This window comes from Paenibacillus macerans, assembly GCF_050565405.1.
Taxonomy (GTDB): Bacteria; Bacillota; Bacilli; order Paenibacillales; family Paenibacillaceae; genus Fontibacillus; species Fontibacillus macerans_B.
Genome location: NZ_JBNYYG010000002.1, coordinates 17,536 through 39,390, shown reverse-complemented (window position 1 = coordinate 39,390; position 21,855 = coordinate 17,536). Strand labels below are relative to the sequence as shown.

At 56.6% G+C, this 21,855-nt stretch carries 22 protein-coding genes and 1 riboswitch; of the genes, 19 read left to right on the top strand and 3 right to left on the bottom strand.

Annotated elements, in window-relative coordinates; translation table 11 throughout:
* Positions 1–27 precede the first annotated feature (27 nt).
* Positions 28–1,125: a histidinol-phosphate transaminase gene (gene hisC, locus ACQ4N8_RS01980; protein WP_430702636.1), complete on the top strand. Its 1,098-nt coding sequence runs from the start codon at positions 28–30 to the stop codon at positions 1,123–1,125.
* A 36-nt stretch (positions 1,126–1,161) separates the two neighbouring features.
* The gene (locus ACQ4N8_RS01975; RefSeq protein WP_430702635.1) at positions 1,162–2,256 is read left to right on the top strand and encodes a prephenate dehydrogenase; all 1,095 of its coding nucleotides are present in this window, start codon (positions 1,162–1,164) and stop codon (positions 2,254–2,256) included.
* A 778-nt stretch (positions 2,257–3,034) separates the two neighbouring features.
* Here the strand turns inward: ACQ4N8_RS01975 and ACQ4N8_RS01970 are convergent.
* Complete coding sequence (locus tag ACQ4N8_RS01970) at positions 3,035–3,964, bottom strand: helix-turn-helix domain-containing protein (RefSeq protein ID WP_430702634.1); 930 nt, start codon at positions 3,962–3,964, stop codon at positions 3,035–3,037.
* A 142-nt stretch (positions 3,965–4,106) separates the two neighbouring features.
* Here ACQ4N8_RS01970 and ACQ4N8_RS01965 point away from each other — a divergent pair, with 142 nt between their 5' ends.
* The 11 genes from ACQ4N8_RS01965 (at position 4,107) to ACQ4N8_RS01915 (ending at position 15,131) form a co-directional block, all read left to right on the top strand.
* Positions 4,107–7,229, top strand: a complete 3,123-nt coding sequence (locus tag ACQ4N8_RS01965) for an alpha-mannosidase (protein ID WP_430702633.1) — start codon at positions 4,107–4,109, stop codon at positions 7,227–7,229.
* Between the two features lie 59 nt (positions 7,230–7,288).
* A riboswitch (TPP riboswitch) is annotated at positions 7,289–7,392 on the top strand.
* A gap of 152 nt (positions 7,393–7,544) precedes the next feature.
* Positions 7,545–8,252: a thiaminase II gene (gene tenA, locus ACQ4N8_RS01960; RefSeq protein WP_430702632.1), complete on the top strand. Its 708-nt coding sequence runs from the start codon at positions 7,545–7,547 to the stop codon at positions 8,250–8,252.
* Between the two features lie 85 nt (positions 8,253–8,337).
* Positions 8,338–9,186 carry a hydroxyethylthiazole kinase gene (thiM, locus tag ACQ4N8_RS01955; protein WP_430702631.1) on the top strand — a complete coding sequence of 283 codons (849 nt, stop codon included), beginning with the start codon at positions 8,338–8,340 and terminating at the stop codon, positions 9,184–9,186.
* On the top strand, positions 9,183–9,998 hold the full coding sequence (thiD, locus tag ACQ4N8_RS01950; protein ID WP_430702630.1) for a bifunctional hydroxymethylpyrimidine kinase/phosphomethylpyrimidine kinase: 816 nt from the start codon (positions 9,183–9,185) through the stop codon (positions 9,996–9,998). Before thiM ends, thiD begins: the two co-directional genes overlap by 4 nt.
* Entirely contained in the window at positions 9,995–10,705 is a 711-nt protein-coding gene (thiE, locus tag ACQ4N8_RS01945; protein WP_430702629.1) for a thiamine phosphate synthase, read from the top strand. Before thiD ends, thiE begins: the two co-directional genes overlap by 4 nt.
* A 310-nt stretch (positions 10,706–11,015) precedes the next feature.
* Entirely contained in the window at positions 11,016–11,609 is a 594-nt protein-coding gene (locus tag ACQ4N8_RS01940) for an RNA polymerase sigma factor (RefSeq protein WP_430702628.1), read from the top strand.
* Positions 11,606–12,205, top strand: a complete 600-nt coding sequence (locus tag ACQ4N8_RS01935) for a zf-HC2 domain-containing protein (protein WP_430702627.1) — start codon at positions 11,606–11,608, stop codon at positions 12,203–12,205. The genes ACQ4N8_RS01940 and ACQ4N8_RS01935 overlap by 4 nt, the downstream gene beginning before the upstream one ends.
* A 69-nt stretch (positions 12,206–12,274) precedes the next feature.
* The gene (locus ACQ4N8_RS01930; protein WP_430702626.1) at positions 12,275–12,874 is read left to right on the top strand and encodes a histidine phosphatase family protein; all 600 of its coding nucleotides are present in this window, start codon (positions 12,275–12,277) and stop codon (positions 12,872–12,874) included.
* A 113-nt stretch (positions 12,875–12,987) separates the two neighbouring features.
* Positions 12,988–14,076: a DUF5302 domain-containing protein gene (locus ACQ4N8_RS01925; protein ID WP_430702625.1), complete on the top strand. Its 1,089-nt coding sequence runs from the start codon at positions 12,988–12,990 to the stop codon at positions 14,074–14,076.
* A gap of 144 nt (positions 14,077–14,220) precedes the next feature.
* Positions 14,221–14,727 (top strand): gamma carbonic anhydrase family protein, encoded by a 507-nt coding sequence (locus ACQ4N8_RS01920; RefSeq protein ID WP_430702624.1) that lies wholly within the window; start codon positions 14,221–14,223, stop codon positions 14,725–14,727.
* A 218-nt stretch (positions 14,728–14,945) separates the two neighbouring features.
* A complete protein-coding gene (locus ACQ4N8_RS01915; RefSeq protein WP_430702623.1) occupies positions 14,946–15,131 on the top strand; it encodes an IDEAL domain-containing protein in 186 nt (61 codons plus the stop codon).
* 93 nt (positions 15,132–15,224) lie between these two features.
* Here the strand turns inward: ACQ4N8_RS01915 and ACQ4N8_RS01910 are convergent, their stop codons facing one another.
* Together ACQ4N8_RS01910 and ACQ4N8_RS01905 are read right to left on the bottom strand one after the other, a co-directional pair.
* Entirely contained in the window at positions 15,225–16,457 is a 1,233-nt protein-coding gene (locus ACQ4N8_RS01910) for an MFS transporter (RefSeq protein ID WP_430702909.1), read from the bottom strand.
* 101 nt (positions 16,458–16,558) lie between these two features.
* Positions 16,559–17,038 carry an ArsR/SmtB family transcription factor gene (locus ACQ4N8_RS01905; RefSeq protein WP_430702622.1) on the bottom strand — a complete coding sequence of 160 codons (480 nt, stop codon included), beginning with the start codon at positions 17,036–17,038 and terminating at the stop codon, positions 16,559–16,561.
* Between the two features lie 168 nt (positions 17,039–17,206).
* On the opposite strand from ACQ4N8_RS01905, the gene ACQ4N8_RS01900 reads away from it, so the two are divergent.
* From ACQ4N8_RS01900 to ACQ4N8_RS01875, 6 genes are all read left to right on the top strand, one after another.
* Positions 17,207–17,638 carry a DUF2487 family protein gene (locus ACQ4N8_RS01900; protein ID WP_430702621.1) on the top strand — a complete coding sequence of 144 codons (432 nt, stop codon included), beginning with the start codon at positions 17,207–17,209 and terminating at the stop codon, positions 17,636–17,638.
* Between the two features lie 176 nt (positions 17,639–17,814).
* Positions 17,815–18,357 (top strand): ubiquinol-cytochrome c reductase iron-sulfur subunit, encoded by a 543-nt coding sequence (locus ACQ4N8_RS01895; protein WP_430702620.1) that lies wholly within the window; start codon positions 17,815–17,817, stop codon positions 18,355–18,357.
* A gap of 16 nt (positions 18,358–18,373) precedes the next feature.
* Positions 18,374–19,045 carry a menaquinol-cytochrome c reductase cytochrome b subunit gene (qcrB, locus tag ACQ4N8_RS01890; protein WP_016311825.1) on the top strand — a complete coding sequence of 224 codons (672 nt, stop codon included), beginning with the start codon at positions 18,374–18,376 and terminating at the stop codon, positions 19,043–19,045.
* A 68-nt stretch (positions 19,046–19,113) separates the two neighbouring features.
* Positions 19,114–19,989: a c-type cytochrome gene (locus ACQ4N8_RS01885; protein WP_430702619.1), complete on the top strand. Its 876-nt coding sequence runs from the start codon at positions 19,114–19,116 to the stop codon at positions 19,987–19,989.
* Positions 19,990–20,083: 94 nt separating this feature from the next.
* Positions 20,084–20,710 (top strand): DUF1405 domain-containing protein, encoded by a 627-nt coding sequence (locus ACQ4N8_RS01880; protein WP_430702618.1) that lies wholly within the window; start codon positions 20,084–20,086, stop codon positions 20,708–20,710.
* Positions 20,711–20,766: 56 nt separating this feature from the next.
* The gene (locus ACQ4N8_RS01875) at positions 20,767–21,690 is read left to right on the top strand and encodes a sporulation protein YpjB (protein ID WP_430702617.1); all 924 of its coding nucleotides are present in this window, start codon (positions 20,767–20,769) and stop codon (positions 21,688–21,690) included.
* Positions 21,691–21,855 lie beyond the last annotated feature (165 nt).

Here is a 21,855-nt window from a genome sequence, read left to right as displayed (position 1 = left end):
GAGTTCGATACAAGGAGGATTCATTGCATGTTGCCGAAACCCCAAATCGTGAATTTGCCGGTGTATCAGCCCGGCAAGCCGATTGAAGAAGTCAAAAAAGAGCTAGGGCTCGAGGAAGTCATCAAGCTGGCTTCCAACGAAAATCCGTACGGCTGCTCCCCGCGCGTCCGCGCCGCAATCGAGCAGGAACTGGCGAATCTCAGCCTGTATCCGGACGGCAGCGCCGCGGAACTGACCGAAACGCTGGCCGGACGGCTGGGCGTGAAGAACGAGCAAATCATTTTCGGCTGCGGCTCGGATGAAATCATCGCTTTGATCGCGCGCGCTTTTTTCTTGCCCGGGGACGAGGCGGTGATGGCCGACCAAACGTTCAGCGTGTACAAGAGCAACGCGGACATCGAAGGGTCGGTGAGCATCGAGGTGCCGCTCAAGGAAGGCACGCATGATCTCGAGGCGATGCTGGGCCGCATTGGACCTAAGACGAAGGTCGTTTGGATCTGCAATCCGAACAATCCGACCGGGACGATCGTTCCTCACGACGAACTGGTATCCTTTTTGGATCGGGTGCCGCAGCAGGTGCTTGTCGTGTTGGATGAGGCTTATGCCGAATACGTTACCGATACGGATTATTCCAACGGGATTACGCTGCTGAGCCAATACCCGAATCTGGTCGTCTTGCGGACGTTCTCGAAAATATACGGGCTCGCTTCGCTGCGGATCGGTTACGGCGTCGGCCAACCTGGCGTGATCAAGCTGATCAATCAGGTGCGCGAGCCGTTTAATACGTCCCGGATCGGGCAGGCTGCAGCGAAAGCGGCTTTGGCGGATCAACAATTCGTAACCGACTGCCGGAGCAAGAACCGCGACGGCATCACCTATTTGAACGGCGAGTTTGAGCGTTTGGGGCTTCGTTATTTTCCGGCGCACGGCAACTTTATCATGGTCGACGTGAAGCGTCCGGGCGGCGAAATGTTCCAGGCCTTGCTGCAGTTGGGCATCATCGTGCGCGCGGGTTTTCCGAAATATCCGAATCATGTGCGGGTGACCGTCGGTTCGGCGGAGCAAAACGCCAAATTCGTTGCTGCCTTGGAGCAAGTGCTCGGCAAATCTGCAGCGCGGGTCTGATTCCATAATTTATTCGCAGAAAACGAGTGAGAAAACATGACAACGAAAATTGCCATATTTGGCGTTGGATTGATTGGAGGTTCCCTGGCGCTTTGCCTGAAAGGCAAGCCCGGGATCACGGTGGTCGGCCACGCCCATCGTCCCGAATCCTTGAAACGCATCGCGGAGCGCGGCGTCGTCGACGCTGCGACGCTGTCCATGGAAGAGGCGGCGGCGAATGCCGACTTTATTTTTTTGTGCGTGCCTGTGGGCAAGCTGGAAGAGTATTTATTGAAGCTGACCAAGCTTCCGTTGAAGCCGGGCTGCATCGTGACGGACGTCGGTAGCACGAAAGCGGCGGTGGCCGCTTGCGCCGCGAGAATCGCCCGTCCTGGCATCCATTTCATCGGCGGCCATCCGATGGCCGGTTCGGAGCGTTCCGGGGTGGAGGCGGCATCTTCCCTGCTGTTCGAGAACGCGTATTACGTGCTGACCCCGTCCGCCGACGTTCCGGAAGAGGCTTATTTGCGTCTGGAGCAGCTTTTGGCTTACACGAAAGCGCAAATCGTCCGCGTCGATCCGGCCATGCACGATCAAATCGTCGGCGCGATCAGCCACCTGCCGCATATCATTGCGGTTGCGCTGGTGAATCAGGTGCGCGATTACAACGGGGGCAACGGGCTGTATCGCATGCTTGCCGCCGGCGGCTTCCGCGACATCACGCGGATCGCCTCCAGCGATCCGCTGATTTGGCGGGATATTCTGCTCAGCAACCGCGATGTGCTGCTTGGTTTGCTGAAGGATTGGAACCGGGAAATCGGCGGCTTTATTACGCTGCTGGAGGAGCAAAACGGGGGCGGGATCGAGGAGGCCTTCCAAAAGGCCAACCAGTTCCGCGGCGAACTGCCGGAACGGCGCAAAGGGGCGATCACCTCGCTGTTCGATATTTATATCGACGTTCCCGACACGCCGGGGATCATCGGCCAAATCGCCACCGAGCTTGGCCTCCGCCACATCAACCTGAGCAACATGCAAATCATCGAAAGCCGCGAGGACGTCCCTGGCGTGCTGCGCTTGTCTTTCCGCCAAGAGGCCGAAATGGAGCGGGCGAAAGAGCATCTGCAATCGCTCGGACATATCGTTTACGTCTGAGGCAGATTAATCTCGGTTCCTGATGGCGAAGCGGACTCGAGGCTGCGGAATCGGCATCGAATCCTGAATTCGGCGAGCAAGGCCAAAGTGGCCTAGCAGCAGGAAATGTAAGCGCTAAAAAAATGTGTTGACATAATGTAAACGTATACATATAATAAAAGTACAGTATGGTTTCTCTCCACTCCTATCCAATAACTTCTTGCTCGTGAGTGAGCAAGGACCGCTTCGAAAGAAGCGGTCTTTTTTTGCGTTTTTTTGGATATTGGTGGTTTGGGATTTTATCGTGTTTGGGAATTTATTGAGTTTGGGTTTGATGCAAGGCGGAGGAGCGGAAGCGGTGGTCTTACGAACCGAGAAAACCTTATTCGACTAATAACAGCGGGTCGACCGGCTTAACGAACTCAGAAATTATTATTTGGCCTAGACGGTCCCGGAAAGGTTGGTTATTGAGTAAGTAACGTGTACTGAGTTCGTTAGAATGAGAACCGGCCGGAGGAGGGGCATTTCGCGTTTTACAGTTTCGTTAGCGGAGACGGTGCTGGTACGGTATATTCGCAAAAAGAACGGCGCTGACGAGTTGAGGGGGAGACGGCGGCTCTGATGGAGGAAGGGGCCAGCCTTCACTTCGGGCTGCCTCCCTCTCCCCATCTCCACTCGGGCCTCCGCGGCCACAGCGCCACGCCTGCAAATTTCCTACCCGTTCATCTCCACTCGGGTTTCCAGTTCCGCATCAACCACGCCGCGAATGCTTCACCCCGACAACCTCCACCCTCGGGACCTACCTCACCGCGCCCGCCTGTTGCTTCCGGAAAATTTGCGGGCTGACGCCGTATTTTTGCTTGAAGGCTTTGCTGAAGTAGTAAATGTCGGGAAAGCCGGATTGCGCGGCGACCTCCTTGACGAGCAGGGATGGCTGCAGCAGCAGCTCGCAGGCTTTGGCCAGCCGGATCCGGTTCATTTCTTCGATAAGGGTGCGGCCCGTTTTTTGCTTGTACAGGCGGGACAAATGGCCGTAACTCATGTGCAGGGACGCCGCTAATTCCTCCACGTTCAGCCGTTCCCCGCGAAAGTCCTCCAAGTATATCTCCACCTTGCGGACCAAGGCGTCACGCGCCCGTGCCTCTGCAGCCGGTGTAGGTGCGTGATTGGCCGTAACCCGGGTCAGTATCTCCAAAAATTGCATCAGTTGCAGCTGCAGGTAAAGAGGGGACCGCCCGCCGCCGGCTTCGGTAAAGAGCTGCAGCAGCAGCGTACGGATGCCGTAATCGTCGCGGTAGGCGCCGGGCGGCCAGTCCTTCAGCCGGCCCAGTCTGCGGTAGAAGCTTTGGTTATCTTCCACGGGAGTGGCAGGCGCGGGCGCAGCTGCCACCTTATCGCCGTTCAACGGGCGAATCCGCCAGCGCAGGCAGATACCTTCGTGCGGATGGTCCCGAAAGTAGACGTGCGAATGCGTCATTCCCGGCGGAATCAGAAAAAAATCCCCTTCATGCACCATCACGTCCTGATCGATGAAGCGGGTTTGCATTTGCCCGGACAGCACGTAGTTGAACTCGTACCAGGTATGGGCGTGCGCCGGGCATTTGCCGGAGCCGCCGGTTTGTTCTATCACGATATCGACCCAATCGATCACCGCATCGCTCACGATGATTTCGCCGCATAGTCCGTTCAGGACGGAAGCCAGTTCGGTTCTCCATTTCTTCAAATCCATGACCGCGCGCTCCTTTTGTCTTTGTGACTTCATCATATCATAATAGGACAAAAAGTGATGAGGATAAGTAATTTACTTCAAGGAGCCCAAATCGCAAAATGAGGGGGAAGGTAAAACTCACTTTCAGGGAGGAACCCGATTTATGTTTTGGACGGAAGAGAAATTAAACGCGCGAATTCGCGAGCTTGAAGCCTACCGTTACCGCGATGCGGCGCCAGTGGAGTCGTTTCGGGCGCAAATCGACGAGGAAGGGCGCATCGGCGCCAGACCGCCCCAGGACGGGGAGTGGTCCGCGATGCAGCCGAAGGAACGGTGGGAGGGACGCGACCTCTATCTGTGGCTGGAAACGGCCGTGGACATTCCGGCGGCCTGGAAGGGCCGGCGTGTCGTCGGCGTGTTCGACTTCGGCAAAACCGGCGGAGGCAACAACTCGGGCTTCGAATCGCTGCTGTACGTGAACGGGGAACCGTTTCAAGGCGTGGATATGAACCACCAGGAGGTGTTTTTTCCGGAAGAACTTGCCGGTACGAAGGTGCTGCTGCAATTCCGTTTATGGTCCGGCCTGGAAGGCGGCGGCAAACCGCAGGTGCAGGAGCACCGGCTGAAGCGGGCGGACATCGCCTGGCTGGACGGAACGGTCGACCGCTTGTATTACACGGCCCGCGCCGTGATGCAGACGGTAGAGGTACTGCCGAAAAATGCCCCGGAACGCACGGATTTGCTAACTTCGCTGGATCGCGCGTTCCTGAAGATCGACTGGTCCGCGCCGGGCTCGGCCTCGTTTTACGCCTCGCTGACCGAAGCGGAAGAGCAGTTGACCCGGGTGGTCTCGGCAATGAAGAAGTCGTCGCCGGTGACGGTACACTGCATCGGTCATACGCATATCGACGTCGCCTGGCTGTGGCGGCTTAAGCATACCCGGGAAAAAGCGGCACGCTCCTTCAGCACCGTGCTTCGACTGATGGAGATGTTCCCGGAATACGTGTTTTTGCAAACGCAACCTCAGCTGTATGATTATTTGAAGCAGGACTATCCCGAGCTGTACGAGCAGATCAAGGAACGCGTCAAGGAAGGGCGTTGGGAAGCGGCCGGCGGCATGTGGCTGGAGGCGGACTGCAATTTGACGAGCGGAGAATCGCTGGTAAGGCAGCTGCTCTACGGCACGCGGTTCTTGCGGGAGGAGTTCGGGCAAGAATGCACCTATTTGTGGCTGCCGGACGTGTTCGGGTACAGCTGGGCGCTGCCGCAAATTTTGCGCAAGTCGGGCATCGATACGTTCATGACGACGAAAATCAGTTGGAACCAATACAACCGGATGCCGCATGACACGTTCAAATGGCGCGGCATCGACGGCAGCGAAGTGCTGACGCATTTCATTACGACGCCTCAGGACGGCAATTACTGGTGGTACACCTACAACGGCCAAGTCGACGCGTCCAGCGTGCAGGGGATTTGGGAAACTTACCGTGATAAGGAAGTCAACAAGGAACTGCTGTTGTCCTACGGCTATGGGGACGGGGGCGGCGGCGTGAATCGCGAGCATCTGGAGCTGCGCCGTCGGCTCGACGAAATGCCGGGACTGCCGCAGGTCGTGACCGGCCGGGCGGACGAGTTTTTCGCCAAGCTGCACGAGACGGTGGAAGCCGCGGACCGGTACATTCACACCTGGGACGGCGAGCTTTATCTCGAATACCATCGGGGAACCTACACCAGCCAGGCTTACAACAAGAAGATGAACCGCAAGCTGGAGCTGCTGTCCCGGGACGCCGAATGGCTGCTGAGCCTGCAGGCGCTGCTAAGCGGCGGAAATTGGGAGACTTATTCGAAACCTAAACTGGACGAGAGCTGGAAAACGATTCTGCGCAACCAGTTCCACGACATCATCCCGGGTTCGTCGATTCCCGAAGTGTACCGCGACTCCAAGCTGGAATACGAACGGGCCGAAACGCTGCTGCAGGAATGCCGCGAGCAGGCGATCGAAGCGTTGACGAGCGGCAAGGAGGATACATACACCGTCTGGAATCCGTCCTCCTGGCCGTACAGCGGGCTCGTGGCCATCGAAGCCGGCGGCGATATCGCCGATGCGCGCTGGTCGGATGCCGAAGGACGGCCGCTTGAGTCCGAGTTTGACGGCACGACGCTTTGGGTGAAGGCGGAAAACGTGCCGCCGCTAGGCTTCGCCATGATCCGGCGCAGCGAGGGACAGGTCGAAACGGCGGCGGGCAGTCCGTTTAAGGTGCTGCCAAGCGGCCTGGAAACGCCGATCTACAAGCTGGAGTGGAATGAGCGCGGGCAGCTGACTTCGATCTTCGACCGGGGCGCCGGACGCGAGGTCTTGGCCCCGGGAGAGCGCGGAAACGTGCTGCAGGTGTTCGAAGACAAGCCGAAGATGTTCGAGGCTTGGGATATCGATATTTTTTACCAGGAGAAGCAGCGTGAGGTGGAGCAGCTTACGTCATGCCAAGTGACATCCGATGCGCTGCACACCGTCGTGTCCTTTACTTGGTCGTATATGAGCTCGACGGTCAGCCAGCAAATGATCGTTTATGCCGATGACCGGCGAATCGATTTCCGGACGCGCGTGGATTGGCAGGAACGCCAGCAGTTGCTGAAGGTAGCTTTTCCGGTGAACGTGCGGGCCACGGAGGCGACCTACGACATCCAGTTCGGCAACGTCAAGCGGCCGACGCACTGGAATACGTCCTGGGATCTTGCCCGGTTCGAGACGGTCGGGCATCAATGGGCCGATCTGTCGGAGCACGGGTACGGCGTCAGCCTGCTGAACGACTGCAAATACGGCCATGACATCAAGGACAACGTGATGCGCTTGTCGCTGCTCAAATCGGCGACTTATCCGGACCCGCAAGCCGATCGCGGAGAGCATACGTTTACGTATGCGCTGTACCCGCATGCGGGACATTGGTCCGAGGGCGGTACGGTGCAAGCGGCTTCCCTGTTGAATCAGCCGGTTTACGCCACTCCGGGCCAGTCGTCCGTCCCTTCGTTCTCACTGGTAGCCCCGAGCGGCAGCGCGGATATCGTGATCGACGCAGTGAAAAAAGCCGAGGACGACGACAGCTTGATCGTCCGCTTCCACGAATTCAAAGGCGGGCGGGGTTCGGTCCGCTTGGACTGCGGACTGCCGGTGGCGAGCTGGCAGGAAACCGACCTGATGGAGCGCCCGGTGGGGGAGCCGACGGAGGCCGCCCTGGAGCTGTCCGTCTCACCGTATGAAATTAAAACGGTCCGGTTGCGCTTGAAGTAACGCTGCTGAGAATTGACATCTCAGGCAGATCTAGGTACAGTAATAATTGAATTGCATAGGAAATCCACTAGGGGCGCCGTGAACGGCTGAGACAAGAGCAAATCTTGGACCCTTTGAACCTGATCTAGTTCATACTAGCGTAGGAAAGTGGAGCCGGCCCCGATGATCAGCATCTACCTGCGCGCTGCTTTGCGTCAGGATGTGTCATATCAAGCCGCTCCCTCTACGGAGCGGCTTTTTTGCGCGGCTCGGTGCGGGTTCGCCGTTCCATCCCGGTGGGAGATTTCCTGAACATATCACGGAGGTGGGAGTACGATGAGCTTTTCGCAGGAGCTCCGCCGGCAGGCGGACGACATTTTTCAGGCGATTTTTGAACATCCGTTCGTGAAAGGGATCGCCAGCGGGGATTTGCAGAAGGAACAGCTGATTCATTACGTCAAGCAAGACTTCGAGTATTTGAACGCGTACATGCGGATTTACGGCATCGCCATATCCAAAAGCACGACCCGCGAGGAAATCGCCACGTTCAACGAGCAAATCGGTTTTATTTTGAACAGCGAAATTCATCCGCACCAGAATTTTTGCCGGATCGCCGGGGTGAAATTCGAGGATATGCAGGGCTTTCCGCTCGCCCCGTCGGCGCATCATTACATCCGGCATATGCTGACGGTTGCGCATGAAGGGAGCTTGGGCGAAATTTTCGCCGTGCTGCTGCCTTGCCCGTGGACGTATCTGGAAATCGGCCAAAAGCTGCTGGATGAAGTGAAGCCGACGCCGGAGCATCCTTTTTACGAGTGGATGCAGTTTTACGGCAGCCGTGCGGGCGGCGTGACGGAGAGGTTCGCCCAGGCGCTGGACCGGTGGGCGGAGACGGCCGCGGAAACGGAGCGGCGGACCATGGCCGACCATTTCCTGAAGAGCTGCCAGCTCGAATATCTGTTCTGGGATATGGCTTATCGGCTGGAGGAGTGGCCGGTCCCGGTTGCGCGGTCCGCCGGCACGGACACGTTGCATATTCATTGACGGTATGGCGGGTACCCATGTCCTTATACGCTCGTTTCTTATCATAACGTCTTATTCATCCTAATCCGGAAAGAGGCTGAGATCCATGAGCTTGTTGGAAAAAGAATTGTCCGATCTTCTTACGAAAGTGCAGCAGGCGAAGCCGCTCGTTCATAACATGACCAACGTGGTCGTCACCAACTTTACCGCGAACGGGCTGTACGCGCTGGGAGCATCGCCGGTCATGGCTTACGCGCCCGAGGAAGTGGCCGACATGGCGAGGATCGCCGGCGCGCTCGTCCTGAATTTGGGCACGCTGTCGACCCCGCAGGTGGAGGCGATGATCCTCGCCGGCAAGTCGGCGAACGATTACGGCGTGCCGGTGCTGCTTGATCCGGTCGGCGCGGGAGCGACGGCCTTCCGCACGGAGTCGGCGCTGCGCATCCTGCGCGAGGTGAAGGTGTCGCTCCTGCGGGGCAATGCGGCGGAAATCGCCCATCTCGTCGGCGAAGTCCGCGAGATCAAGGGTGTGGACGCCGGCGACGGCGCGGGCGCCGAAACGGCCGACCTGGCGGTGCGCGCCGCGCGGGCGCTGAACACGGTCGTGGCCATCACCGGCCGCGACGACGTGATCACCGACGGGAAGCTGTGCCGGGTCGTCAGCGGCGGGGACGCGCTGCTGACCCAGGTGACCGGCACGGGCTGCCTGCTGACGTCGGTGCTCGGTGCTTTCGCGGCGGTGGAGCGCGACCTGCTGCTGGCCGGAACCGCCGGCCTGGCGTTCTACGGCGCCGCCGCCTCCCGCGCCGCGGAGCGCACGGCGGCCGCCGGCCCCGGCAGCTTCCAGATCGCCTTCCTGGACGAACTGGCGAAGCTGCATCCCCATTCGCTCAAGGGCCATGCCGCAGTGAGCGAGATGCAGGCGGCCGGCGCTGGAGGGTGGTGGCTCGGATGAGCCGAATCGCCAGGGCGCTGACGATCGCCGGCTCGGACAGCGGAGGCGGGGCCGGCATCCAGGCCGACCTCAAAACGTTCCAGGAGCTTGGCGTATACGGCATGTCGGCGATAACCGCCATCACGGTCCAGAACACACTGGGGGTCTCGAACGTGTACCCGCTGCCGCCGGAAGCGGCGGCCGAGCAAATCGAGGCGGTCGGCTCGGACCTGGGCGTGGACGCGCTGAAGACGGGAATGCTGTTTAGCGCAGGCATCATTGACGCAGTGGCTGAGCGGATCCGCGCCTTCGGCTGGACTCGGGTCGTCGTCGATCCGGTGATGATCGCCAAGGGCGGAGCTTCGCTGCTGCAGCCGGAAGCGGTGCAGGCCATGAAGGAACTGCTGCTGCCGATGGCCTACATCGTCACGCCCAACATTCCCGAAGCGGAGGCGTTATCGGGTCTCTCCATCCGCAGCATGGAGGATCGCCGCGAGGCGGCTAAACGGATTTGCGGCTTCGGCGCGCAGCAAGTCGTCATTAAGGGCGGGCATGCCGATAGCGGGGACCAGGTCATCGACTTGTTCTACGACGGGGCCGAGTTTACCGAGCTGGTCGGAAGGCGGATTCCGACGCGGCATACGCACGGGACGGGCTGCACGTTCTCCGCTGCGCTCACGGCCGAACTGGCCAACGGAACTCCCGCTTTGCAGGCGGTGGGGACCGCGCGGGCGTTCATTCAGGCGGCGATCGAACAGGAGCTTGGACTGGGGCAAGGCCATGGCCCGACGAACCACTTCGCGTATCGCCGTCTGCAAGGGGCATTCCGATGAGCGGGGGCGATCGGAACAACGCAGACCTCGGGAATGGAGGCGGGCGCATCGCCGAAGCCCGCATGCGCGGATGGTTGGCGGCGTACCTGGTCATCGGCAGCGCAAACTGCCGGACCGAGCCGCTGCGCGTCGTGGAGGAAGCCCTGGCCGGCGGCGTCACGCTGGTGCAGTTCCGCGAGAAGGGACCGGGCGCCCTGACCGGAGAACCGCTGCGGCAGCTTGCGCTTCGGCTGCAAACGGCTTGCCGAAGCCGGGGCGTTCCGTTCATCGTCAACGATGACGTGGAACTGGCCTTGTCCATCGGTGCCGACGGCGTGCACGTCGGCCAGGAGGACGAGGCGGCCGCCCGGGTCCGCGCCCGGATCGGCGACCGCATCCTGGGCGTCTCCGCCCATACGTACGCCGAAGCCGAGGCCGCGATCCGGCACGGGGCCGATTACCTCGGGGTCGGGCCGATTTATCCCACGGCCTCGAAAGCGGACGCGAAAGTGCCGCAGGGTCCGGGGATCATCCGCGAGCTGCGCGATCGCGGCATCGCCGTACCGCTGGTCGGCATCGGCGGGATTAACGCCGGGCTGGCCGGCGAGGTCGTCCGTGCCGGGGCCGACGGGGTCGCGGTAATCTCGGCGATCACGCAGGCGGACGACGTCCGCTTGGCGGCCGAAACATTGGCCGGTGCATCCGCGATGGCCCGTTTGATTCAATAGATGGCAGTTGGCAGTCCGCCGCTCTGAAGCGCGCGCGGCCTGCCTTTTTCTGCATCCGCTGGAAAAGAAGCCGCGGTATTTATTCGTTTTTTGCCATGAATTACGCTTGATCGGATGTTTTTATAAATCCATCTCCTATGGTATAATATGATCGAACTTTGGCTAAGCTGGTAATTTCGGTACTGATATTGATGATTACTTAATAAAAGTTACATAGATGACCGCAACTTTTCGGACCCTGTTCGGTAATAATTGGTGTATGAATCGAACGGGAAGAGGCCCATGGAAGCGCGAGGAGGATCGCACCCAAATGACGGATTCCCAAATGATTCGTGAGATTAAGGAAGGCAATACGGAATTGTATTCGGAGCTGATGCGAAGGTATCAGCGGAAGATATTGGCCTTCGTATATCACATGTTAAAGAGCGCCCATTTGGAGCTGCTCGCCGAAGATTTATGCTCGGAAACGTTCTATAAAGCATTTCGCAGTTTGCACTCCTTCCGGGAGGTAGACGCTTCTTTTTCAACCTGGCTATACACGATTGCCCGCAACACGGTGCTTAGCGAACTCCGCAAACAGAGAAACGGCAATGTCCCTTTGGACGAAAGCGGGTACGTTCCGATAGCTCCCCTCGAAGTTGCTCCGGAGCAAGCGGTTCTGCGGAACGAGAAGGTGGGTATGGTAAGGGAAGCGATCAACAATCTGCCGGAGAAGCAAAGGTCCGCTTTGATTTTACGCGAATACGACGGGCTGGATTACCAGGAGATTGCGAGCATTTTGGGACAAAGCGTCAGTGCCGTGAAGTCGCTTTTGTTCCGGGCGCGCAGCAGCGTAAAGAGTCAGCTTGAACCCTACTTTTATGAACCCATCTACGAGCATTACGAAGGGATGAAAAGCAGATGAATTGTAGAGAGGCCCAAGAATTGTTCGGATTGACGCGAGATCTTCCCGAACAACATCCTCAGCGACGAATGCTGGAGTGGCATCTTTTGGGCTGCGAGTCTTGCGCGGCTGAATACCTGCAATGGGAAGAAAGCATGGATATGCTGCAATACATACCGATCGAAGTTACGGAGGAACAGGCGGAAGCGGTAAACCGTCGGGTCATGGACCGAATTTATGCGGAATCGCCATGGCTAGCCCCTGATGTCAAACGCGGCGTGACCCGGCGTTTCCGCCAGCGTATCGTGTTTTGGGCGGCGACGTTCCTGGCCGTGTTCCTATGCAGCTTCGTGTTCTTGCTGATGGATCCCGCAGCGGACCGCGAAGCGGCCGAGCCGATGACCGGCATTCTTCCGACAGCCGTGGCGGCCGCGGATTCGGAAGCGGAAATGTACGACGATTTTTCGTTTGCCCTGCCTACGGTTTCGCGGGGAATCGTTGAGCCGTTCGCCGTGCAGATGGGGCCGGCTTATCCGCAATATTGGATGGTGCTGTCGATGGCCGGCATGCTGCTGGCGCTCGTATCCTGGAAAGGGATCCGGCGCACGCGAAGATAAACCTGTACAAACGCTTCTTCCGCTTCCGGAGCGGGCGGAGCGTTTTTCATATTCATAAGGAGGATGATTATGCTCGTTGGGTTAATTAGGCACGGATTGACCGACTGGAATGCGGTAGGGCGAATTCAGGGCCAAAGCGATATTCCATTGAACGAAGAGGGACGGCGGCAGGCGAGACAGTTGGCCGGGAGGTTGAAAGAAGACGGCGAGCATCGCTGGGATTTTGTCATCACCAGCGGATTGTCGCGAGCCCAGGAAACCGGAGCCATTCTTGCGGAGGCATTGGATATACCGCTGTACGATCCCGATTCGCGGCTGATGGAGCGGTCATTCGGCCAGGTCGAAGGATTAACCGCAGAAGAAAGAGAGACGTTATGGGGCAAGGATTGGGATCGTCTCGAGCTGGGTCAGGAGAAGGATGAAGCGATCCGCGCGCGGGCGCTGTCGTTCATGAACGATTTGGCGGAGCGTTATACGCAAAGCAACGTCCTGGTCGTATCGCACGGCGGCTTGCTGGCGCAGCTGTATATCGCCCTATATCAGCAGAAATACAACGAGCGAATCGGCAATCTATCACTCACGATTTTAGAGAGAACGAGCAAGGATTGGGAGATGCTTCTATATAATTGTACTCGTCATTTGCAAGAAATGATCGAGGACACGAAGTAAACCGGCTTAGGCCGGGTTATTTTTTTGCCTTTTTTTAGGCATAATTTGGCGTTCCGGGAATAAATGCCGGAAAACCGTCCCATAATGGGATTAAAACGGCGAGGCGGTAAACTATGAATCTGGCGGATATGCTCACTTATGCCGATATCGGACAGCTTAGCAGAATAGCGGATCATTACGAATGCCAATGCAGCGGACATTCCAAGCATGAGCTGATTCAATCCATCCTGCAAACGATAGGCCGCCGAGATTTTATTGAACGGCATGTCAGCGGGATGAGTTTGGAGGACTTGCGTTTTTTGAATACCCTGCTATTCGATGGACGCCGTCAGTTCAGCCTGGAGGAGTTGGTCGCTTGCGCGCAAGGCTCGCGGTTTACGGAGGATGCCAAGGAACGGGAAAGCCCGCGGGAAATGATCGCCCGTTTTAGGCAGCGCGGATGGCTGTTTAACGGGACGACCCAACATACCCGTTATCTGTTCGAGGTGCCCGAGGATTTGAAACGCCGTTTCCGGGAAGCGCTCGAACGACGGTTTGCAGCCGAAGTGAAAGCGGCTGTGGCCGAGCCGCCGATGTACCGGGAGGAGCCGGACATGATGTCCGCGGATTTGCTATTGCTGTTGCAGTACGTATCCCGGAACGAGATTCCCTTGAACAGCGAGGGAATCATGTATCGCCGAAACCAGATGCAAATTATGGAATCGCTCCATGTATCCGAGAGTTTGGTCGGCAAAGGCTGGCGATTCGGGTACGGCCGGAGGTTCAAGGATTATCCGAACCGGTTTGCGCTGCTATATGATTACGCCTACCATTCGCGGCTCCTTCAGGAGAGCAACAATCAGTTGGAACTGACGGAAACCGGAAAAGCCTGTTTGACCGAAGGCCGCCGCGAACCCATGATACAGTTAGTCCGCTTTTGGTTAAGAATATATAAAGGGCCGATTCCTAACTTGCTTTCGTTAGTCTATTGGACTGAACGCTGCTCGAAAGATTGGGTGACCGTATCCTCGCTGTTCGGACGAGTGGAGACGTTGATCAAACCGTTTTATTACGACACCCCGGCCTCGATCTTTGAGGAACGGATATTGCAAATGATGCTGCATCTCGGCATGGTTCGCCTCGGCGAGGATGAGCGGCAGGAGCGCTACGTGCAAGCCACCCCATTCGGCAAAACGGTTGTTCAGCAGCTGCAGCACTCTTGAGTTACCCCGGAATGCTGAGCTTACATAAGAAGAGTTCAAACACCAGGTCTGGATGGCCGAAAAACAAGGACAGAAAGCCCGTTGACAACGGCTCGCGGGATTGATACAATCACTCGCAATTCAAGCAGGGGAGAGTGATTTACCGTGTTGTTTCGTTATCAGAGCAAGCTGCCGATCGTTGACGGCAGCGCGTTCATCGCGGATGGAGCCAAGCTGATCGGCGACGTCCGCATAGGCAGTGAGTCGAGCGTTTGGTTTAATGCCGTACTCCGCGGAGATTTGGCCGAGATCGTGATCGGCGACCGGACCAATATCCAGGACGGCGCTATCGGTCATGTCAACACATCCCAACCGCTCGTCGTAGGCGATGACGTATCCGTGGGCCATGCCGCGATCATCCACGGATGCCGGATAGGCAAGGGCACATTAATCGGGATGGGGGCGATTATCCTAAACGGTGCCGACATCGGTGAATATGCTTTAGTAGGAGCAGGTTCGTTAGTCACGGAAAATACAATCATTCCACCCTATACCCTTTCCTTGGGATCGCCGGCCAAAGTCGTACGGGAATTGACCGAAGACGATTTAGAGCGGATGCGTCGGACGACGGAAAGTTATGTGGCCAAAGGAAAGGAATACAGGATCTCTTAAGCAGTAGTTCAAAAAAGTCATCTTTTGATCACGAAGCTTATACACGGAAGAGAATTCGACATCGAATCTTGAATTCAGCCGGGCCTTCCGTTGCTCACGTAGGCTACACCTACGCTGTGCTACTCAGTCACTAAGCTTCATCCAACCTTCTCGGTGCTCAAAACCCGACTTTTTGAACCCACATTTAAATTTTTAACCAAGGTTTGGAGGTGCATCCTATGGATCAGATGAAGGTTACTTATGAAGCAATGCTCAGTTTGGCGGCGGAAATGATATGGGACGAAGCGCTCCGGAAGCATCGCTCGGAACAAATCTACAGCGAGATTGACACCGCCTTGGCGAAGGGCGACGAGGTTGCCTTCCGGCTCCTGACGGATGAACTGAAGACATTGGAAGAGCGCTAAACAGAAAACCGCCCCGCCCGGTCATCGCCACGATGAACGGATGGGACGGTTTTTTTGCGTGGACAGCGGAGGGTACCGACGTTTCCGACGACATCAATCGAACTTTCGGATGGCCGGCGTAAACATGACGGCAAGAACGGCCAGGGAGCCGATTCCGGCAAACCAGGCGATCGTTTGGGTTCCTCCGATCAGGTCGGCCAACCAACCGATCAGGATGTAGCCGATCGGGAGCAGGGCGAACGAGCCGAGCATATCGAGACTGGCGACGCGGCCGAACGCCTCCTGCGGGACAAGCTCCTGCATGCTGGTTTCCCAGATCAGGCTGAACATCATCAGGCCAAACCCCTCCAAGGCGAACAATACGCACAACCCTGCGGCTGAAGTCGTGACGGACATGAGAAGAAGGGCGATGCCGCTTAACAGGGCTCCGCCGTATGCGAGCAGGCCGCGGCGACGCCATTGCCTTCTCGCACCAAACAGCAGCCCGGCGAGGATGGCCCCCCCTCCCGCGCAGGTCACGGCGATCCCGTAAACGTATGGCGCGAACTCCAAATGGATTTTGAACAGCCATGGAATGACGACGGTCACCACCGCGCCGAAACAGATGTTAACCAGGGAAAAGGCCAGGATGGTGATCCAGAGCCAAGGCTTGCTTTTCAACACGTCCAGGCCTTCCTTGAAGTCGGTACCTAGGCCGGAAGCTCCCTCGGACGGATTGGCGGCTTTGGGCTGATAGGGGATGAGCTTGCGCAGCAAGAACAGGCAAATGAACGAAGCGACGTAAGTCAGCGCATCCAGCGCTGCGCCCCAGCCGGCGGAAAAAAACGTAACCAGCACCCCGCCCAGCGAAGGTCCGATCAGGCGGACGGCCTGGTTGCTGATTTGCGTCAGCGCATTGGCGGAGTTGCGGATTTCCGGCGTAAAGACGGCAGCTCGGGTTGCTGCGTATGCGGGCTGAAACAAGCCGTCCATCAACCCGTACAACACGACCAGGATAACCAGCGTTTGGATGGTTAGGGCGTCGGCAAAAAGCAAGCTGGCCAAAGCGACCATGACCAAAAAACGGAGAAAGTCCGTCAGCAGCATCAGATGGGTCCGGTTATAGCGGTCCACCAGCATACCGGAGATCGGGAGCATGATGATGTTGGGGAGCATATATGCCGCCATAATCAAGCCCATCGTCGTGGTAGAGCCGGTAATGGTATAGACGATGACCGGCAACATAATCATGGTGACGGAGCTGCCGAGGAAGGAGATCAGCTGCCCGAGCCACAAATAGGGAAACGGCTTCGATTTGCGAAACGGTTCGGCAAATTGGCCAAACATGCTTGTTTTTGCCTTCGCGGCTGCGCCGGATTCCGGCTGTGAAGTTTCCAATTCCATAAACGTTATGCCTCCTAAAATGAAATATAATGCGCCTTAATCCCTTATTCGGAGGCAGGGTCGCTTTCCTGCACGCGGCCCAAAGTGAACAGAACGCCATATTCGTCTCCATCGGTATCCATCGACTCCCATTTGCGGATCAATGCATCCATTTCGTCGATGAAAGCCTGGCGCTGGCCGGCCGACAGCAGCAGCCGGGTGGCAGCCCGGTAAGGCGGATCCCCTTCGAGGAACGCGAATTCCTTGAATTGCTCTTCTTTAAAATAGGTGGCTTTGGACCGGTAGTACTTTTCGACGACGCCGCCGACCGTTTGGGTTTTGACCAGATCGAGCAGCCCGCCGTCGTAAAGTTTCTGGATATGGTAGTGCACATTGCCGGGGGTTTTGCCCAAAAGATCGGCGACTTGTTTTGAGGTATGCGGCTCGTCCGCCAGCACATTCATGATTTTGATCCGCAATGCGCTCTCTAGGAGCTTGCTTTGTTCGGCGTTGATCGCCATTGGGGTGGGTCTTTGTGCGCTCATGGGTACGCCTCCTTTGCAAAAACGCAGATCACAGCCCAATCTGCAAACTGAAACGATCTAAATTCCAGTACGATCTGGATTCCAGATTGATTGTATGCCGACGAGGATGGATTTGTCAATGATCCGTGTATATAATGGGAAGACATCCGAAGGAAAAGGGGATTTAAGATGAAATTCAGCGAACTGGAAGCCTCTGCATGGGAAGAGCTTCGTCCTTATTTGGATACCTGCCTGATTCCGGTGACGGGATTATCGGGACGGGAGCTTCCGTATGAAGTTACGGAAAAATTGGAAAGACTTAGGGATATCCTGGACTGGGTGGAACTTCCTTTCAAAGGAAGAGTGGTCACGTACCCGTCTTTTCAATACGGCGCGCCCTCATTGGCCGGGTTAGTGAATGAGGTGTGCCGAAATGTCAAGTCGGGCGGCTTCGTCTATGCCATCGTGATTTCAGCGGATGTGGAATGGTCCGACGACGAGCTGCCGGATGCCGACCTGATCGTGACGCCGCAACGTTTTTCGGGACTTGGCGGAGCGCATCCGGCAGGACAGGTTAAGGCCAAAATCCAGCAATTATGGCAGTCGGAAGCAAGAAGATGAATGTGACAAAATATCGACACTTTGAGGATAAACAGGCTTTCTGACGCGGAAAAAAATGTGTCAAATTCTTGACGCTCTTAAAACGCTAATATATTATTAATATGTCTTACATGATAATGTGATTATTGTCATTGAAACGCCAGAAAGAATTGCTTGGCAAAGGGGGTTGAAGACATATGAGCAATCAGCACGACCAGCATGAATCCTCGCATAAACCGCCCATTCGCAAAGAGATGTCCCGTCGGCAATTTCTTACATACACGCTTGGGGGCGCCACTGCATTTATGGTGGGTGGCGTAGCGCTTCCCATGGTTCGTTTTGCCGTAGATCCCATTCTGCATAAAAAAGGCGAGGGCACGTTTGTTAAAGTGGTGGAAGCCGGCAAAATCACGAGCGAGCCGCAGGAATTTTCTTTTGAATTGAAGCAGCAGGACGGCTGGTATTCCAGTACAGCATCGCTTACGGCCTGGATTCGTAAAGACGAGAGCGGAAATATTTATGCGCTTTCACCAATCTGCAAGCACCTGGGATGCACCGTCGGCTGGAATAATGACCAGAATTTTCCGAACGAATATCACTGCCCGTGCCATGGAGCGCACTATACGAAGGAAGGCAAACAATTGGCCGTCGCACCAAAACCGCTTGATGAATACAAGGTCATGGTGAAAGACGACTGGGTGTATTTGGGGGATATCGTCCCGAATACGATCGTGAAATAAGGAGGCGTAGATTCGGATGTTTAAAAATGTGTACAACTGGATTGACGAACGTCTTGATATCACGCCGATCTGGCGGGATGTGGCCGACCACGAGGTTCCTGAGCACGTTAACCCGGCCCATCACTTTTCCGCGTTTGTGTATTGCTTCGGCGGTTTGACGTTTTTTATTACGGTCATCCAGATTTTATCGGGGATGTTTCTGACGATGTATTACGTGCCCGATATTATTAATGCCTATGCCAGCGTGGAGTACTTGCAGACGCAGGTCGCTTTCGGCCAAATCGTCCGCGGGATGCACCACTGGGGGGCGAGCTTGGTTATCGTGATGATGTTCTTACATACCCTTCGCGTATTCTTTACCGGTTCCTATAAAGCACCGCGCGAGATGAACTGGGTGGTCGGCATGTTGATTTTCTTCGTCATGATCGGTCTCGGCTTGACGGGTTATCTGTTGCCTTGGGATAACAAAGCTTACTTTGCCACGAAAGTTACTTTGGAAATCGCCAACTCGGTTCCGGTGCTCGGTCCGGTCATCAAGGAATTGCTGCAGGGCGGTACGATTGTCGGCGCGGAAACCTTAACCCGGTTCTTCGCGATCCACGTGTTCTTCCTTCCGGCCGTACTCTTGATTCTTCTGGTGGGTCATTTCATCATGATCCGCAGACAAGGGATTTCCGGTCCGCTGTAATCAGCGGCTGAACCATCTTTAGGATACGAGTTTGAACTACCTCTATAGAGAAGGGAGGCGAAAAGGATATGGCTCACAATGACAAATCAAAGGAAAAAGTCGTCTATGTCGGAGATTCCCGCGTCCGCAAGGGCAACGGATTTATCACGCCTCCGGACTATACGGCCTATCCGGGAAAATCGGAAGCGTTCATACCTAACTTTTTGCTGAAAGAATGGATGGTAGGCGTCGTAGTGCTTGTAGGCTTCCTGGTGCTCACCATTTCGGAACCGGCCCCGCTCGGCTTCCCGGCAAATCCTACCGCTTCGGTCATTCCGATGCCGGACTGGTATTTCCTGTTTCTGTATCAATATTTGAAATATCCGTATGCCTCCGGGGATTACGTCGTGCTCGGCACGCTAGGCATACCGGGCGTCGCGTTCGGCGGTTTGCTGCTGGCGCCGTTTCTCGATCGGGGCAAGGAACGCCGTTTCTACAAGCGTCCGATCGCTTCATCGCTGATGCTTCTATCGCTTGCATCGGTCGTCTATCTGACGAACTTTGCCTGGACGCATTACCAGCATGAGCTGGAAGCGACGGGACAGGTGCCCGAGCATATTCAGCGGGAAGAGGAAGCCCGCGAGAACCGCGAAAAAGGGTTGCCGACCTCCCATGCTACCAAGCAGGAGGAAGTCGCCATCGTGGATAAGGATGATCCGGCGATGGAGACTTACAAGAAAGCGACTTGCGTATCCTGCCATGCGGCTGATCTGAAGGGTGCCGCTGGTCCGTCCCTGCGCGGCGTCGGCGATAAGCATGACAAGGAAGCGATCCTGTCGATCATTAAAGAAGGCTATAACGGCAAGATGCCTCCGATGTACGACGCGGCCATCAACGCCGGCCTGACGGATCAGGACATCGATCATTTGGCGGAGTGGCTTGCGAAACAAAAAACGGAACAGTAATATAGGAAGTATGTGAAAACCTGATCGTCATGACGATCAGGTTTTTTAAACTGCAATCCGGTTGGATCGGCCGCTGAAGGAAGGGGAACCTGCGTTGAAATTATCGTATCTTTGGAGCACGTCCTTTTTATCCTCCCGCTTCATATTATGGACCCTGTTCGTATGCAATTTGCTCGGAACGGTCTACGGTTACATCTGGTATGATGCCCAACTGCTGGACACTTGGGGGAAACACCCGCATTGGCAGATTATCTTTGTGCCGGACAGCCCGACGGCCAGCCTCTTTTTTACGTTGACCCTGTTGTTCTTGTTGTTTCCGAAGGCTTTGGGAAAGTTCTATCGTATCCGTACCCTGATCGAGGGACTGGCCGTCGTGACGAGCGTAAAATACGGAGTATGGGCCGTCTCGATGATTTTTGCCGGAGCTTTTCAGGGCGGGGAGCTTGTATGGCAAGATTGGATGCTTGTAGCCTCCCATCTGGCTATGGCGGTGGAAGCGCTGCTGTTCGTGCGGTTGTACAAATTCGGTTCGTTGATGCTGCTTGGTGCCGGGGCCTGGACGCTGCTGAACGATACCGTGGATTATACCTTTGAGGTATATCCGTGGCTGCCTCAAACGTTATGGGACGACGTGCCCGCGGTGACGATATTTACCGTGGCCTTGACGGCGGCCAGCGTTGTTGCCGGTTGGCTTGCGCTGCGGGGAGCCAAAAGGGCCTGACTTGAGGTTCTAACGTTGGACAGCCTGCCATACCATGTTGGTAAGGAGGGATGTCCGTGAGAACGTTTTGGAGAAGAGGGGCTTTGTCCGCATTGGCCGTCGTCTTGTCGCTGCTGCTATGCCATACGGCGGCATTGGCGCAGCCGGAGGACGCCGGAACGGCCCAAATGAAGGAAGAAGGCAAGCAGCCGCAGGCCGCGCCCGCCTTAACGGAGCAGCAACGAAATGCAAGGCTGCAGCAGCTCGAGGCCGCGTCGGAGCGGCTGTATACTCATATGCAGGAGGGGAGCGCCCAAGCGGCGTTGGCCGATATGGACGCCCTGATTGCCGCTCTTGAGGGCGTGTCGTTTAAAGGATTGACGTCCGTCGAAGGCATTCATGCGCTGGCCGAGAGCATTATGGATGCGAAAGAGACGCTGGTCAAGGCCGAAGCCGTTCCGGAGGAGTGGGCTCAATCCTCGGCACGTCTGCGGCTGGCCGTCAACAGCTTGCTGCATCGGGACAAGGCGTTATGGCAGCAGTACTACAAAGTAATGGCCGATCATCTGCTGCAAATGGAGAAAGCCCGCGCCGGGGGCAAACCGGCGGAGCTTCGTGCGGCTTTTCAGGCTTTGCAAAGCCATTATGAGGTCATCCGTCCGGCCGCCGTCATCCGGCGAGCGCCTTCCGACATCCGCCAATTCGAGTCCTGGTTGTCGTATGCCGGACGATTAAGCGGCGACAAAACCTGGGATGAAGGAGCATTAAAGAGTGCCATTGCACAGGGCGAAGGCGCGCTGAAGGGGTTGTTCGGCCGCCGGGGAGACGAGCCCGTGTTCCTGCCGATTACCGGCTTTGACAGCCCTTGGTATTGGAGCGGCTTGATCGGACTATGGATCGTGCTCGCTTTGGCCTACACGGGCTTTCGCAAATACCGCGCCGCGCAATCGATCAAGTCGGTGAAACGGAGCGAGGAGGAGACGTACCGGTATCGTTTGTAGGTCAAGGCCTTTGATGGACCGTGAGCCCAATAGACCCAATGGGGATGTGACCTTACAGAATGGTGCCGGCCGGAGCCGACCGGAAATGAATAGAGGTGAAAAATGGCCTTATTCGTACGGATTCCTCGGATTTCGCTACAATAAGGGAATGAAATGGTCTTATTT

What these genes read in the sequence shown, in the direction of transcription:
- thiM (WP_430702631.1), top strand. Translation starts at nt 8,338, where the DNA reads ATGAGCTTGTTGGAAAAAGAATTGTCCGATCTTCTTACGAAAGTGCAG.
- ACQ4N8_RS01910 (WP_430702909.1), bottom strand. Translation starts at nt 16,457, where the DNA reads ATGTTTGGCCAATTTGCCGAACCGTTTCGCAAATCGAAGCCGTTTCCC.
- qcrB (WP_016311825.1), top strand. Translation starts at nt 18,374, where the DNA reads ATGTTTAAAAATGTGTACAACTGGATTGACGAACGTCTTGATATCACG.
- hisC (WP_430702636.1), top strand. Translation starts at nt 28, where the DNA reads ATGTTGCCGAAACCCCAAATCGTGAATTTGCCGGTGTATCAGCCCGGC.
- ACQ4N8_RS01900 (WP_430702621.1), top strand. Translation starts at nt 17,207, where the DNA reads ATGAAATTCAGCGAACTGGAAGCCTCTGCATGGGAAGAGCTTCGTCCT.
- ACQ4N8_RS01915 (WP_430702623.1), top strand. Translation starts at nt 14,946, where the DNA reads ATGGATCAGATGAAGGTTACTTATGAAGCAATGCTCAGTTTGGCGGCG.
- ACQ4N8_RS01925 (WP_430702625.1), top strand. Translation starts at nt 12,988, where the DNA reads ATGAATCTGGCGGATATGCTCACTTATGCCGATATCGGACAGCTTAGC.
- ACQ4N8_RS01975 (WP_430702635.1), top strand. Translation starts at nt 1,162, where the DNA reads ATGACAACGAAAATTGCCATATTTGGCGTTGGATTGATTGGAGGTTCC.
- ACQ4N8_RS01895 (WP_430702620.1), top strand. Translation starts at nt 17,815, where the DNA reads ATGAGCAATCAGCACGACCAGCATGAATCCTCGCATAAACCGCCCATT.
- ACQ4N8_RS01885 (WP_430702619.1), top strand. Translation starts at nt 19,114, where the DNA reads ATGGCTCACAATGACAAATCAAAGGAAAAAGTCGTCTATGTCGGAGAT.
- ACQ4N8_RS01965 (WP_430702633.1), top strand. Translation starts at nt 4,107, where the DNA reads ATGTTTTGGACGGAAGAGAAATTAAACGCGCGAATTCGCGAGCTTGAA.
- ACQ4N8_RS01970 (WP_430702634.1), bottom strand. Translation starts at nt 3,964, where the DNA reads ATGGATTTGAAGAAATGGAGAACCGAACTGGCTTCCGTCCTGAACGGA.
- thiE (WP_430702629.1), top strand. Translation starts at nt 9,995, where the DNA reads ATGAGCGGGGGCGATCGGAACAACGCAGACCTCGGGAATGGAGGCGGG.
- ACQ4N8_RS01940 (WP_430702628.1), top strand. Translation starts at nt 11,016, where the DNA reads ATGACGGATTCCCAAATGATTCGTGAGATTAAGGAAGGCAATACGGAA.
- ACQ4N8_RS01905 (WP_430702622.1), bottom strand. Translation starts at nt 17,038, where the DNA reads ATGAGCGCACAAAGACCCACCCCAATGGCGATCAACGCCGAACAAAGC.
- ACQ4N8_RS01930 (WP_430702626.1), top strand. Translation starts at nt 12,275, where the DNA reads ATGCTCGTTGGGTTAATTAGGCACGGATTGACCGACTGGAATGCGGTA.
- ACQ4N8_RS01935 (WP_430702627.1), top strand. Translation starts at nt 11,606, where the DNA reads ATGAATTGTAGAGAGGCCCAAGAATTGTTCGGATTGACGCGAGATCTT.
- tenA (WP_430702632.1), top strand. Translation starts at nt 7,545, where the DNA reads ATGAGCTTTTCGCAGGAGCTCCGCCGGCAGGCGGACGACATTTTTCAG.
- thiD (WP_430702630.1), top strand. Translation starts at nt 9,183, where the DNA reads ATGAGCCGAATCGCCAGGGCGCTGACGATCGCCGGCTCGGACAGCGGA.